We start from the raw sequence: 12,951 nt of genomic DNA, 5'->3' as shown, positions 1-12,951 counted from the left end.
AAAAGAAGGAATTTTCTGTATTTAACTAAACAAAAAAAGTACATCACCTATTTAAAGTGATGCACTCAACCATTCATTTATTTCAAAAAATATTTTTCAATATCATCTAGCATTAAGTTTGCAGCTTTAATACCGCCTGCTGTATTCCAAATTACTTCATCCACTTGGAATACTTTATTGTCTTTAGAAGCCTGCAGCTGCTTAAAGAGTGGGTCTTCTGTCCATTCTTTTGCTAACGTGGTTCCTTCGTTATTCTTATCCGCATCTTTATCAGATGTGAAGTAGAATATGTAGTCCCCATCCATATTCGGAATTTGCTCTTTTGTAATTCCTTTTATCGCAAACTCATCTTTATCTTGTAGTGGTGGTCGCTTAAATCCAATATCATTTAAAACTGCACCTGAGAATGAGTTTTTCTGATAAATACGAACGTCACCTGGTACGAAGCGAATAATAGAAACTTTAGAATTCAATTTATCTCCTAACTTCTCTTTCATTCCTTCAATACGTTTTTTATAATCTTCAAGAGCCTTTTGCCCTTCTTTTTCTTTATTTACAGCTTTTGTATAGAGTGTAAAGTTTTCTTTCCAATCCCCGCGCAATGTTTCAGCGTACACAGTTGGCGCTATTTCGTTCAATTGCTCATATATTTTTTCATGACGCATTTTATTCCCAATAATTAAATCTGGCTTAAGCTTCATAACTGCCTCTAAATTAATATCACGCTCAGTACCTACAACTTTCGTATCTTTTAAATCTTTCGCTAAATGAGGATACCATTCATCACCAGCACGTGGTTTTGTAGTTCCAACTGGTGTTACTCCGACAGCTAAAAGCGCCTCCGCACCCTCATTTGTTAAAACAACTACTTTTTTAGGTGTACCATTTACTGTTGTTTCACCCATTGCATGCTTTACAGTATACGAATCTTTTGCTTTAGCCGATGTATCATTTTCTTTTTTCTCTTCTTTGCTACACCCTGCGATTATTACCATAAGTATCATAATGCAGAACATAAATATTTTTTTACTATGTACCATATGTCCTCCCTAGATGAAATCGATTATCATTAACAATTAAAGATTAATGTATATTACATACATTGTCAATGTATATCAGAAAACTTTTTCAATATATACATTTTAGATTCTATCCGCTATTCAAATGTTTATTTTTAAAATAAAGTGTATAAGTATGAAAATAATAAACGTTCTTAAAATGCGTATCTACGTTATACATAAATACGCATTCGTATTACATTATAAACTCATTTCCTAATATTGATTATATTTAATATATGATGGATCATTATACACCCATTGATTTCCACCAAGGTTCAACCAACCGTTTTGATTAATATATACTAAATAAGATTCTGGATTATTTAATTTACGAATAACTGAAGAAGATGTTGATGGACCACTTCTTAAGTTCACATTCGTTCCTTGTATATAAGCGACACCAATTGGACTTCCATCACTATTGCTCGTCTTTACAAAATTAATGTACGAAGGGTCATTATACACCCATTGTCCATTTCCTAAGTCTAACCATCCGTTACTTTCCTGATATACGACATACGATTCTGGGGCGTTTAGTTGACGAATAACTGAAGAAGACGTTGATGGGCCACTTCTTAAATTCACATTTTTCCCAAGTATATAGGCAATCCCCTTCGTTTGTGGTGTTGGTTGTGGATTTGGAGGATTCGGATTTGGAGCTACTCCAAAAATAGCTGCTATTCCGTTTGCATACGCTTGGCTTAGATCTTCGATAAATTGTGGATTTTTCAATAAATTAGCATCAAACGTTGTATCAATAAAGGCAGTCTCTGTTAAAATTGCATCCATTGCAGTCTCTCTTAGTACCGCATAATTTGCTTTTTTGGCTCCTCGGTCACGAAGACCGTATTTTGTTAATACAGGATTGACTGCTGCATGCATTTTTTGTTGCTTTTCATATGCGGAACTACTATTAGATAGCGCGTTGTAAATATAACTTTCAAATCCAGTTCCACCGCCACTATTAATGTGAAATGAGATAAAATAATCTGCACCAAATGAATTAGCAATATTAGCACGTTCTGATAAAGAGATAAACACATCACTATCACGTGTCATTTTAATATTGATTGGATAATTTGCAGATAAAATATCTCGCACACGTCTAGCAATTTGAAGTGTTAACTCTTTTTCCACTAACCCATTACCAACAGCACCAGAATCATATCCACCATGCCCTGCGTCTATAACAAGTTTCATATATCTTTTTCGTTCCTTTCTTTATTGTAATAAGCTTTCATTTCTACTCGTCCTATTTTATGTTAATTGTACAAGTTCCGTTACAAGTACAAATAAAAAAACCCCCTTATGTAAGGCGGTTTCTATCGCTTTGCTTTAGCCAATTTAAAATGAATATATACGATTGATAATGGATGTAACGTATGCAAAATAAAAGAAATAAAAGAAATATCCCACCGCCGCTATATAGCAACCCAAACTTCAAAAAGATGTTCAAAAGAGGTGGGAAATACGTTATGTTTTGCAATACAAATAGCATACAAAACAAAATTAAAAATACGGGAATATATTGTAATTCATATGGTCTTCTCTTCTTATACATTCTTTTCCGAATAAAAGTCTGGCATAGTTCTGCTACTATAAAACAACCTCCAACTAATACAAGACCAGAAGTTATCGTCATACGTCCACCTACCTTATATTCATATCATCACCTAATCAATATTCACTATATTTTCTTTACATATATTCCATTTTCCTCAATAAAACCAGATCCCTCTATGAAAGATTTAGCTTGTTCCGTAAACATTTCTTGCAATACTTTTATTTCTTTCACATTTCTCTGTTTCATCATTTCTTCAAATGTAAAATACGTATTTGTCCCGTATCCATAACCTTGATAATCAAAATGAATAATTAACTGTGACAAAATAGCACTCTCTTCTTGAACGCTATAATCTATTACACCAATATATGTATCATCAACCTTTACACAATACTGAACCTTTTTCTCATCTAAGCTGTGTGAGTGAAACATTTCTTTTACAGCACTTTCATTTTCTGTATTTACTTTCTCAAACGTAATCATATGTTGTCCATCCTTTTACTATTATTGTATCAATAATAAATGCAATTTATGAAAAAAACCTTAAGATCGAATGCGACCTTAAGGTTTTTTATTAAACTAAGCTATACGCACGCTTTGTTTCTTCGTGGAACTTATTCGTATCGTATTTATGCTCAACATAAATTTGATGCCATACCATAAACGCAAGTACAGTCCAAATTTTACGGCTATAATCGCCTTTATCTGCACAATGTGCTTCCAGTAAGTTTAATACATACTGTTTTTCGATTAAATGCTCAGTTTTGCTTTCTTTAATAATATTTACAGCCCAATCGTGCATTTCATCTTTTAACCAGTGACGAATTGGTACTGGGAATCCAAGCTTTTTACGATCTAACACGTGATCCGGAACAATTCCACGAGCAGCTTCACGTAATATAGCTTTCGTTGTTCCGTTTGCAATTTTAAATTCTGTCGGAATTTTAGATGCAACGTCAAATACTTCTTTATCTAAGAACGGTACACGAAGTTCTAATGAATTTGCCATCGTCATTTTATCAGCTTTTAATAAAATATCGCCGCGTAACCATGTGAACATATCAATGTACTGCATTTTACTTACATCATCATAATCTTTAATTTCGTTATACAATGGTTTCGTGATATCCATATAGTTAACACTTTCATCGTAATACTTCATTAATTCAGCTTTCTCTTCTTCACGGAAGATTTTCGCATTTCCATAGTAACGCTCTTCGATTGGCGTACATCCACGCTCTAAGAAGCTTTTTCCTTTAAACCCTTCTTTAAGAGCACCACTTAATGCCTTTAGAACACTCTTTCCTGGGCTAGGAATGTAAGAGAACATTTTTAACGAGTTTGGCTCACGATAAATGTTATATCCACCAAACAACTCGTCTGCACCTTCACCAGAAAGAACAACCGTTACGTGTTTACGCGCTTCTTTCGCAACGAAATACAATGGTACAGCTGCTGGATCCGCTAAAGGATCATCCATATGCCAAATGATTTTTGGGAACTCATCCATAAATTCTTGCGCTGTAATGAATACGTTATGGTTTTTAACTCCTAATTTCTCAGCAGTTTCTTTCGCAACATCAACTTCACTGAAACCACGTTGTTCGAAACCAATAGAGAATGTTAATAGATTTGGATTCATTTCTCTTGCGATAGAAGCAATAATAGATGAATCGATACCACCAGATAAGAAAGAACCTACTGGTACATCACTACGCATATGTACTTTTACAGAATCGTATAATACATCACGAATTGCTTGGATATGCTCCTCTTTCGTTGCGCTTGAAGCGTTGAAATAAGGATTCCAGTAGCGATGGATTTCCATCTCTTTACCGATTTCTTTTACGAAGTAATGACCAGGCTCAATTTTGTTAACATCAATTGTTAATGTTTCTGGCTCTGGACCATATTGGTACGTAAAGTAGTGTTGTAGTGACTTTGGGTTTACCCCTTTGTCTTCCATTACATGCATAATACTTTTCTTCTCAGATGCGAAGAATGTAGTATCACCTTGTTGTGCGATGTATAAAGGCTTAATACCGAAGTGGTCACGTGCACCGAAAAGTGTCTTTTCTTCACGATCCCAAATCATAAATGCGAACATACCACGAAGGTAGTCTACACATTTTTCTTTCATATGTGCATACAATGCAATGATAACTTCTGTATCAGATTGTGTAGCAAAAGTTGCACCTTTTTCAAGTAACATTTCACGTAGTTCTACATAATTGTAAATTTCACCATTAAAAATAATTACATATCGATCATTTTCATAAGTTAACGGCTGATGTCCTGCCTCTAAGTCAATGATACTTAAACGGCGGAAGCCAAATTGTACATGTTCATCACGAAAATATCCTTCGTCATCTGGACCGCGGTGGAAAATCATCGTGTTCATATTTTCAAATTGATGTTTTTCTGTTTCTGAAAACTCTCTAGGGTTTTCACATAAACATCCTACAAAACCACACATACTTCTTACCCTCTTTCAGTTTTCATTCTGTCTCAATACTACTATATCAACCCTATTTATACTAGCATAATCAACTGAATATGGCGACCAAAAACTATAAAAAACTCACTCCATTTCACATTTTTAACATTTTTTTATGAAAACATGAAAACTAGGCACTCACCTTTCTCCGCTTTTGTCATATGATATTGCAAATTGATTTCTAGGAGGTAATACCATGAGTGAAGAAAAAAAAGATTCTTCTCGCCCACCGGTTCGTAATTATTTAAAACAAATTGATGATTTTTTCGAACAAACACCTCTTCGTGGCGTAATTGCTGATTTAAATCATTTTTTCCAAAAAGGAAACCGTTTATTAACATTCCCAGTAGATTTATACGAAGTTGGTGACGAACTCGTCGTTACAGCCGAACTACCAGGTATACAAAAAGAACAAATTCAAATTGAAATACAAAGCGAATACTTAAAAGTCTCTGTAAAAGAAGATATACTTGAAGAGACGGAAGAAGAACAGACATCTCATAACTATTATCGCCGGGAACGTTCCATTTCAGAAGCGTCAAGAATTATTAAGTTACCATATTTAATTAATAAAAAAGCAACGAAAGCTTCTTATCAAAACGGTGTATTAGAAATTCGCGCACCGAAATTACCACAACAGCATGACATATTATCCATAGACTGAATACTAATAAAAGAAGGGTGCTTAGCACCCTTCTTTTTAATCAGCTAATCGCTTCATATCACGTATAATATCTTCGTATGGCGTATTGCTAATGCCGCTATATTTTTTCATTACTTTTCCATTTTGATCGACTAAGAAAAATGAAGTACCGTGTATTACTTGCCCATTCTCTGGTTTATCTACAAGCGATTGGAAGTTATCTTTTGAAAACTTTGTAATATCCTCCAGTGAATAACCTGTTAACAAGTTCCAATTACTTGTATCCTCTGTAAACTTTTGAATGAATGCTTTCAAATTTTCTGGTTTATCAAGTTCAGGGTCTACACTAAACGAAACAAACTGAACGTCTAATTTCTCTTCCTTAGCCATTTTCTGTAATTTCGCCATATTAGCAGTCATTGGCGGACAAACCGTTTGACAGCTTGTAAACATGAAATCAGCTACCCAGACTTTCCCTTTTAAATCTTTTGTACCAAACGGCTTTCCTTCTTGATTTGTAAATTGGAAAGTTTCTAAATCCCAGTTTAACGGTTTACGTAATTTTGACCCTGAACTGCTACAACCTGCAAGTACAAAGAGACAAAATACAACCATAAGACCAATTAACTTTTGATAACGCTTCATTATTAAACCTCTCTTCTCTATCCTTAATTTATGTAAGTTATGTATATCATAACAAAAGTAAACACTATGAGAAAATTGTTTACATCATTTGTTCACGAAATCGTACGAATTTACGTATGTTACTTCTTTATTTCAAGCGAATTACTAGACAAAATATATTTTACTACTATTATTTCTCTAACCATTATTTGCGAAACGAAGTTCATTGTTAAATTTGTAAATAAATCCCCCTATTTTTTTACAATTGCTTAAACATTAATCCATGTTAAACACTGTATTCCTTAACAACATTTCGGTACAATACAACTACAACGATTTTAAATGAGGTGATGTTCATGGCAAAGCACTATGAAAATATGGATAATGCAAGTACAAAAAAATCAATTCGCTCCTTCTTACGTTGGCGTAAAGAGAGAAAGCAAAACAAAAAAGACTTTTCTTTTCTAGTAGAACAATCACCTGTTAAACAAAGTAAATTTCTACTAAATAACTTTGAAAAAACGACTGTCACATGGATTGGTCATTCAACTTTTCTCATTCAAACGAACGGCTTAAATATTTTAACAGATCCAGTATGGGCAAATAAATTAAAGTTAGTTCCACGACTTACTGAGCCAGGGCTCACTATAAAAGAACTACCTAAAATCGATATCGTTCTTATTTCACACGGTCATTACGATCATTTAGACTTTTCATCTCTTCGTCAACTAAATGATGATGCCTTATACCTTGTTCCTATTGGGCTAAAAAAATTATTTACTCGTAAAAAATTCACCAATGTAGAAGAATACAACTGGTGGGAAAGTACAACAATTGATGAAGTCTCTTTTCACTTCGTACCTGCCCAGCACTGGACGAGAAGAACATTATTTGATATGAACACCTCTCACTGGGGAGGGTGGATCATTGATAATATGACTTCTTCAGAAACCATTTATTTTTGTGGTGATAGTGGTTATTTCCAAGGATTTAAAGAGATCGGCAAACGTTTTTCAATCGATATTGCACTTATGCCAATTGGTGCCTATGAACCAGAATGGTTTATGAAAGTGTCTCACGTTTCACCAGAAGAAGCTGTGCAAGCCTATCTAGATATAAAAGCTACACATTTCATTCCCATGCACTACGGTACTTTTGCTTTAGCAGATGAAACACCAAGGGAAGCAGTAACACGACTACGAAATAACTGGAATTTACGAATGCTACCGTGGGAACAGCTACATGTTCTCTTTTTAGGTCAAACTTTCACTTATAGCCCTATTGTCCCCGTTAAAGAACCAGTAAAAATCACAGAAACTTCTCATGTATAATAGTACTAATTTTTACGAGTAATTTATCATATACTTTAAAAAATTGAAAAGGGTGTTTTCCATGAAAGATTATTTACAGACTCGCTATATAATTAGCGGTAGCGCCTGTATTGCCCTTCTCATTTCTTATTTTCTGTCCTGAAATAATAAAAAAGCTACTTGAAAATTCATTTCAAGTAGCTTTTTTATTACTCTGCTAAATACATAAAACCAATTGCTCCTGGTCCTGTATGAGTACTGATAACTGGTGTTGTATAGAAAATCTCTGATTGAGTGAATCCATTCACTTTTTCAACAGCAGCTTTTACACTTTCTGCTAAAGGAATTGCTTTAGCATGTGGAATCGCAACAGCTTTCACCACTTTTCCAGCAGTATCTTCCTCGAATAGTTTAGCCAACGTTTTTACAATCTGCCCTTGGCTACGTACTTTCGTTACCGGATTATATACGCCGCCTTCTAAACTTGCAATTGGTTTAATATTAAGTAAAGAACCAATAAGTGCCTTACCTTTACCGATGCGTCCACCTTTTACTAAGTTTTCTAATGTATCTACGACAACATATAAACGAGTATTCTTTCTTACTTCATCAATACGTTTTAAAATATCTTCTAGTGAGCATTCTTCTTTTGCCATTTTTGCCGCTTCAATTACTTGATATGCTAAAGCATGTGTAATAAATTGAGAATCAACAACTGTTACTTTTGTATCTGTCATTGATGCAGCGCTATTCGCTGTTGCGACAGTACCGCTCATTCCACCTGTCATATGAATGGAAAGTACTTCACTTCCATCTTCGCCTAGCTTGTCATACATTTCTACAAATGTACCCATAGCCGGTTGTGATGTTTTTGGTAATTCTTCTGATTTAATCATTTCTTCAATAAATTCATCCGGTTGCAAATCTACACGATCTAAGTATGTTTGTCCATTTACAGAAATAGATAATGGTAAAACATGAATATCATACTTCTCAATTATATCTTTTGATAAATCTGCCGTTGAATCTGTTACAATTTTAATTTTTTGCATATTATATTCTTCCCTTTCCAATACGCTCTCCCTGTTATTATACTAGCATTCCCGATGCTTTCAACAATTTCGAATGAATTTCACCAAATTAATTATATTTTTATACCTAAAATAAAAAAGACAGAGCCTATCTAACTCTGTCCCTGCTGTGTATTATGCATTCTTTTCAAGAGTATTTGTCTTATATACATTTGAATAATCATTCCACTTCAAACAACTTTGTAAATATTCACGGAAAGAGTACGAGAATCTTGGGTTTTTATGTTTTTGAATTTTCGCAATAAACAATTGAAGACGAGACTGAATTAGAAACGCTAATGGATGCTGTGTTTGTAGGACAGGGATTTCAAATATTTTAATACAATTCCCTGTTGCATGAGTGAAATAAAAACTTTTCGTAATCACAATATCAATCCTCTTTTTCGTTGGATTTTTGAACTTCCTCCACTTTATTCTTTAACACGTTTTTTAGTGTAGGTTTCCTATGAATACTAAAATATCCTTAAGCTGCCCCATTTAGAAGTTAATACTTCATTTATATCCACCTAATTCGAACCCTGTCCTATATATCCTTTGAGACGGGAGTCTTATTATCCATATATAGCTTGATAACTTCAGTATAAACTTATAAAAATGAAAAGTTTGTCTAAATTTTGGAGATTCTATAATTTTTTCCTTCTATATATTGTATACAATTATAGCTAGAGTATAACAAATAAATTAAAAAGTGCCTTTATAACGAGGCACTTTTCGACTGTATTTCTTCTCTTTTCTGTTTTCGTTTACTAACTATCTTTGATAAAGCGATACTGATTTCATAAATACAAATAAGCGGTACCGCTACTAAACTATGTGATAAAAAATCTGGCGGCGATATACATGATGCAATTATAATCAACACGACATAAGCATATCTTCTTATTTTCTGAAGAAATTCTGCCGTTAGAAGACCTATACTCGTTAAAAACATAACAACTACAGGTAATTCAAATATAACAGCAAACGGAACTGTTAAATTTAATACGAAATGAAAATATTTTTCCGTTGTAAACATCGTATTAAACATCTCATTACCAATTGTAGTTAGGAAATGAAATAAAAATGGCATGACGATAAAATAACCGAAAGATAGGCCTGCTATAAATAATATAGACAATACCGGTATATACATTAATGTCATTTTTTGTTCATTGGGATGTAAACCTGGTTTTACAAATAACCAAATTTGTATCGCAGCAAAAGGAATTGTACAAACGATAGCAAATACTGTAGCAATCGAGAAAAAAATCCACAACACATCACTTGGACCGAGAACAGTTAATTTCATTGGTAAATCTTTTACAAGCCAAAAATAAATATCCTTCGTAAAAGTAAATCCAATAATTAAAAATAATACAAAGGATAATACTGTATATATTACTCGTTTGCGAAGCTCAACAATATGTTCTACTACGCTCATTTCCCGATCTTCCATCTCGTTCACCACACTTTATTTATCCATTCCGAGAAAAACTTCAGCATATTCTTTTATTTATTTATTTTTTTCTTTCTCTTGAAATGCCTCATCAGTCAATTCTTTTGTTGATTTTTTAAATTCTTTTAACGTTTCCCCTAAAGCTTTCCCAATTTCCGGTAACTTTTTTGGGCCAAATAAAATTAACACTGCTACTAAAATTAAAATTAACCCTGGAAAGCCAATATTTGAAAACATTTCCCCATCCCCTTCATAAGTAGATTCCTTGTCCTACTATTCCATAAGTTCATTTTGTCAAAAAATTTCGTAAACGTCAATGTATCCGTTGTCTTTTATCAAAAAAATTCGAAAATATAATCAATTGAATATCATTTTCTATTCCTTTTGTATATGATATGGTTAAGGAAAATATAACTTATCTCAATACAGTGAAAGGAATTAACATTATGACGCAAAAAATTAAAAGAATGACCCAATTTGTAAAAGAAGAAATTGCGAATGCAATTACCCATGGTATCGGTGCCATTTTAAGCATCCCTGCCTTAATCATATTAATTATTCATGCTTCCAAACATGGCACAGCATCTGCTGTTGTTGGCTTTACCGTTTATGGTGTAAGCATGTTCTTGCTATACTTATTTTCTACACTGTTACATAGTATCCATCATCCAAAAGTAGAAAAGTTATTTACCATTTTAGATCACTCCGCCATATATTTATTAATTGCCGGCACGTATACACCATTTCTACTCATTACACTGCGTGGTCCGCTCGGTTGGACTTTACTCGCAATTATTTGGACCCTTGCGATTGGTGGCATTATTTTCAAAATCTTCTTTGTTCGTCGCTTTATTAAAACATCAACATTATGTTATATCATTATGGGCTGGCTCATCATCGTTGCCATTAAACCCCTTTATGAAAATTTAACCGGTCACGGCTTCTCACTACTATTAATAGGAGGCATTTTGTATTCTGTCGGAGCTATATTCTTCCTTTGGGAAAAGCTTCCGTTCAATCATGCCATTTGGCATCTCTTCGTACTAGGCGGTAGTACAATGATGTTTTTCTGCGTACTGTTTTATGTCTTACCCGCAGCATAAAAAAAGTTTCAGCTTGTTTAAGCTGAAACTTTTTTATTACTTATGTAATTGAGATGCAATAATATCTTTTGTATGCTGGGTTAACTCTTTAGCATCCATACTTGCATATTCTTCAGGTGTAATTGGCTTAGAAATCGTTACTGTTGCATGAGCTGGTTTCATACGATTTCCATTCGCTTCAAACATTTTATATGTACCATCTAACGTTACAGGTAAGATTGCTACACCAGATTTTACTGCTAGGTGAAAACTACCCGCTTTAAACTCTCCAATTTCGCCACCCTTACTTCTCGTTCCTTCAGGGAAAATTACGATAGAATGTCCATTCTTTAATAGTTCAATTCCATCTTTAATTGCCTTAAGAGATTGACGGCGATCGCTGCGGTCCATAAACACACAATTCATTAGTTCCATCCATGTTGGTACAACCGGAAACTTTTTAATTTCCGCTTTTGAAACGAATCCAATTGGCTTATTTAAGTAACCTAGTAAAACAGGAATATCCATATTACTTTGATGATTACTTACAACTAGCACCGGCTTGTCTTTTGGAACATTTTCAAGTCCCTTTACTTCTACAGTCGATCCAGTTACACGCACCATTTTCTTACCAAACCAGTTTGTTGTTTTATACACAACACTATCTTTTTCTTGCGGTGACATCGCATTTGCTTTTCTTTTTATACGCCACAACCTTGGTGTAATCGCAATTACGATTAAAATTAAATAAAAGATTTTAAAAAACGTTTGAATCATACAGAACCCCCACCTATTATCATTCCGACCTTCATTATACTAGACAAACGAAGGAAAAAGAAGAAAAAATGTCCAAACAACAAGTGTTTGGACATTTTGAAGTTTTCTATATTAGAAACGTTTTGCTAATTCGCGTGCACTTGCAATTGCTGCTTCTTTAATGTCTTGTGCTTTTTCAGGATTTGCATTCATTCCTTCAACTGCAATATATTCAGTGTCTGATACACCCATGAATCCTAATACTGCATTTAAATGATTGCGACCGAAGTCCATAGATGCGTATGCTCCTTCAGAGTAAACGCCGCCTGTAGCTTGAATATGAAGTGCTTTTTTTCCTTCTAGTAAGCCAACTGGACCATTTTCAGTATATTTAAATGTTTTACCTGCGATTGATAAGTTATCTAAGTATGCTTTCACTACTGCTGGGTAGCTGAAGTTCCACATTGGAGTCACGAATACATAACGATCTGCATGCATAAATGTTTCTAAGTTATTGTTCATTGCTGCAACTTTTTGTTGCTGATTTTCACTTAAAGCTTCGAATCCTTCGCCTGCTGCAAATTTACCCCAAGCAGCGAATACGTCTGCATCGATTGCTGGTACAGTTGTATTGAATAAATCAATTGTTACAACTTCGTCTTGTGGATGTTCGTTTTTATATGCTTCGATGAAAGCTTCCCCTACTGCCATACCGAAAGAACCTTCTGCTGAATTTGGATTTGCTGTAATAAATAGTACTTTTGTCATTGTATTATCTCCCTTTTTCTATTTTATATTTAATTCGAGATTTATTATTTTATAGTAAACAACTTACCTTATGTAAGTATAATACAAAAAGTTTTAATGGATGTCAATAAAAATAGCTAC

General features: G+C 33.9%; 15 protein-coding genes. 3 read left to right on the top strand and 12 right to left on the bottom strand.

Annotated elements, in window-relative coordinates:
• Window positions 1-77: 77 nt before the first annotated feature.
• The 5 genes from NSQ69_RS11085 to asnB all read right to left on the bottom strand — a co-directional run bounded on the left by NSQ69_RS11085 (window position 78) and on the right by asnB (window position 5,101).
• A complete protein-coding gene (locus tag NSQ69_RS11085; RefSeq protein WP_002127211.1) occupies window positions 78-1,040 on the bottom strand; it encodes an ABC transporter substrate-binding protein in 963 nt (320 codons plus the stop codon).
• Between the two features lie 234 nt (window positions 1,041-1,274).
• Complete coding sequence (locus tag NSQ69_RS11080; RefSeq protein ID WP_002127209.1) at window positions 1,275-2,261, bottom strand: N-acetylmuramoyl-L-alanine amidase; 987 nt, start codon at window positions 2,259-2,261, stop codon at window positions 1,275-1,277.
• 106 nt (window positions 2,262-2,367) lie between these two features.
• Entirely contained in the window at window positions 2,368-2,703 is a 336-nt protein-coding gene (locus tag NSQ69_RS11075) for a hypothetical protein (RefSeq protein WP_012260872.1), read from the bottom strand.
• 45 nt (window positions 2,704-2,748) lie between these two features.
• On the bottom strand, window positions 2,749-3,108 hold the full coding sequence (locus NSQ69_RS11070) for a GNAT family N-acetyltransferase (protein WP_002012705.1): 360 nt from the start codon (window positions 3,106-3,108) through the stop codon (window positions 2,749-2,751).
• Between the two features lie 91 nt (window positions 3,109-3,199).
• Complete coding sequence (gene asnB, locus NSQ69_RS11065) at window positions 3,200-5,101, bottom strand: asparagine synthase (glutamine-hydrolyzing) (protein ID WP_002012706.1); 1,902 nt, start codon at window positions 5,099-5,101, stop codon at window positions 3,200-3,202.
• Window positions 5,102-5,318: 217 nt separating this feature from the next.
• On the opposite strand from asnB, the gene NSQ69_RS11060 reads away from it, so the two are divergent.
• Complete coding sequence (locus tag NSQ69_RS11060; RefSeq protein WP_002012708.1) at window positions 5,319-5,786, top strand: Hsp20/alpha crystallin family protein; 468 nt, start codon at window positions 5,319-5,321, stop codon at window positions 5,784-5,786.
• Window positions 5,787-5,822: 36 nt separating this feature from the next.
• On the opposite strand, the gene NSQ69_RS11055 is transcribed toward NSQ69_RS11060, so the two are convergent.
• Window positions 5,823-6,410: an SCO family protein gene (locus tag NSQ69_RS11055; protein WP_002012710.1), complete on the bottom strand. Its 588-nt coding sequence runs from the start codon at window positions 6,408-6,410 to the stop codon at window positions 5,823-5,825.
• 335 nt (window positions 6,411-6,745) lie between these two features.
• Here NSQ69_RS11055 and NSQ69_RS11050 point away from each other — a divergent pair, with 335 nt between their 5' ends.
• Window positions 6,746-7,720 (top strand): MBL fold metallo-hydrolase, encoded by a 975-nt coding sequence (locus tag NSQ69_RS11050; RefSeq protein ID WP_341099238.1) that lies wholly within the window; start codon window positions 6,746-6,748, stop codon window positions 7,718-7,720.
• Window positions 7,721-7,908: 188 nt separating this feature from the next.
• Here NSQ69_RS11050 and NSQ69_RS11045 read toward each other — a convergent pair whose 3' ends face one another.
• From NSQ69_RS11045 to NSQ69_RS11030, 4 genes are all read right to left on the bottom strand, one after another.
• A complete protein-coding gene (locus tag NSQ69_RS11045; RefSeq protein ID WP_033707617.1) occupies window positions 7,909-8,751 on the bottom strand; it encodes a DegV family protein in 843 nt (280 codons plus the stop codon).
• A 153-nt stretch (window positions 8,752-8,904) separates the two neighbouring features.
• Entirely contained in the window at window positions 8,905-9,156 is a 252-nt protein-coding gene (locus NSQ69_RS11040) for a DUF2535 family protein (protein WP_002012715.1), read from the bottom strand.
• Between the two features lie 328 nt (window positions 9,157-9,484).
• Window positions 9,485-10,225, bottom strand: a complete 741-nt coding sequence (gene tatC, locus NSQ69_RS11035) for a twin-arginine translocase subunit TatC (RefSeq protein ID WP_033708120.1) — start codon at window positions 10,223-10,225, stop codon at window positions 9,485-9,487.
• 57 nt (window positions 10,226-10,282) lie between these two features.
• Entirely contained in the window at window positions 10,283-10,462 is a 180-nt protein-coding gene (locus NSQ69_RS11030; protein WP_002012719.1) for a twin-arginine translocase TatA/TatE family subunit, read from the bottom strand.
• A 209-nt stretch (window positions 10,463-10,671) separates the two neighbouring features.
• Between NSQ69_RS11030 and trhA the strand changes: the two genes are divergently transcribed.
• The gene (trhA, locus tag NSQ69_RS11025) at window positions 10,672-11,328 is read left to right on the top strand and encodes a PAQR family membrane homeostasis protein TrhA (protein WP_002085872.1); all 657 of its coding nucleotides are present in this window, start codon (window positions 10,672-10,674) and stop codon (window positions 11,326-11,328) included.
• 36 nt (window positions 11,329-11,364) lie between these two features.
• Here the strand turns inward: trhA and NSQ69_RS11020 are convergent, their stop codons facing one another.
• Complete coding sequence (locus tag NSQ69_RS11020; protein WP_002185951.1) at window positions 11,365-12,084, bottom strand: lysophospholipid acyltransferase family protein; 720 nt, start codon at window positions 12,082-12,084, stop codon at window positions 11,365-11,367.
• A 111-nt stretch (window positions 12,085-12,195) separates the two neighbouring features.
• Entirely contained in the window at window positions 12,196-12,831 is a 636-nt protein-coding gene (locus NSQ69_RS11015) for an FMN-dependent NADH-azoreductase (RefSeq protein WP_012260865.1), read from the bottom strand.
• Between the last annotated feature and the right edge of the window lie 120 nt (window positions 12,832-12,951).

This window comes from Bacillus sp. FSL R10-2201 (assembly GCF_038008665.1).
In the GTDB taxonomy this organism is placed as follows: Bacteria; Bacillota; Bacilli; order Bacillales; family Bacillaceae_G; genus Bacillus_A; species Bacillus_A mycoides.
Note: the sequence above shows the minus strand (reverse complement) of the source record. Positions and strands in the feature narration are given on the sequence as shown.

What these genes read in the sequence shown, in the direction of transcription:
- asnB (WP_002012706.1), bottom strand. Translation starts at nt 5,101, where the DNA reads ATGTGTGGTTTTGTAGGATGTTTATGTGAAAACCCTAGAGAGTTTTCA.
- NSQ69_RS11020 (WP_002185951.1), bottom strand. Translation starts at nt 12,084, where the DNA reads ATGATTCAAACGTTTTTTAAAATCTTTTATTTAATTTTAATCGTAATT.
- NSQ69_RS11030 (WP_002012719.1), bottom strand. Translation starts at nt 10,462, where the DNA reads ATGTTTTCAAATATTGGCTTTCCAGGGTTAATTTTAATTTTAGTAGCA.
- trhA (WP_002085872.1), top strand. Translation starts at nt 10,672, where the DNA reads ATGACGCAAAAAATTAAAAGAATGACCCAATTTGTAAAAGAAGAAATT.
- NSQ69_RS11055 (WP_002012710.1), bottom strand. Translation starts at nt 6,410, where the DNA reads ATGAAGCGTTATCAAAAGTTAATTGGTCTTATGGTTGTATTTTGTCTC.
- tatC (WP_033708120.1), bottom strand. Translation starts at nt 10,225, where the DNA reads ATGGAAGATCGGGAAATGAGCGTAGTAGAACATATTGTTGAGCTTCGC.
- NSQ69_RS11060 (WP_002012708.1), top strand. Translation starts at nt 5,319, where the DNA reads ATGAGTGAAGAAAAAAAAGATTCTTCTCGCCCACCGGTTCGTAATTAT.
- NSQ69_RS11050 (WP_341099238.1), top strand. Translation starts at nt 6,746, where the DNA reads ATGGCAAAGCACTATGAAAATATGGATAATGCAAGTACAAAAAAATCA.
- NSQ69_RS11070 (WP_002012705.1), bottom strand. Translation starts at nt 3,108, where the DNA reads ATGATTACGTTTGAGAAAGTAAATACAGAAAATGAAAGTGCTGTAAAA.
- NSQ69_RS11015 (WP_012260865.1), bottom strand. Translation starts at nt 12,831, where the DNA reads ATGACAAAAGTACTATTTATTACAGCAAATCCAAATTCAGCAGAAGGT.
- NSQ69_RS11045 (WP_033707617.1), bottom strand. Translation starts at nt 8,751, where the DNA reads ATGCAAAAAATTAAAATTGTAACAGATTCAACGGCAGATTTATCAAAA.
- NSQ69_RS11085 (WP_002127211.1), bottom strand. Translation starts at nt 1,040, where the DNA reads ATGGTACATAGTAAAAAAATATTTATGTTCTGCATTATGATACTTATG.
- NSQ69_RS11075 (WP_012260872.1), bottom strand. Translation starts at nt 2,703, where the DNA reads ATGACGATAACTTCTGGTCTTGTATTAGTTGGAGGTTGTTTTATAGTA.
- NSQ69_RS11080 (WP_002127209.1), bottom strand. Translation starts at nt 2,261, where the DNA reads ATGAAACTTGTTATAGACGCAGGGCATGGTGGATATGATTCTGGTGCT.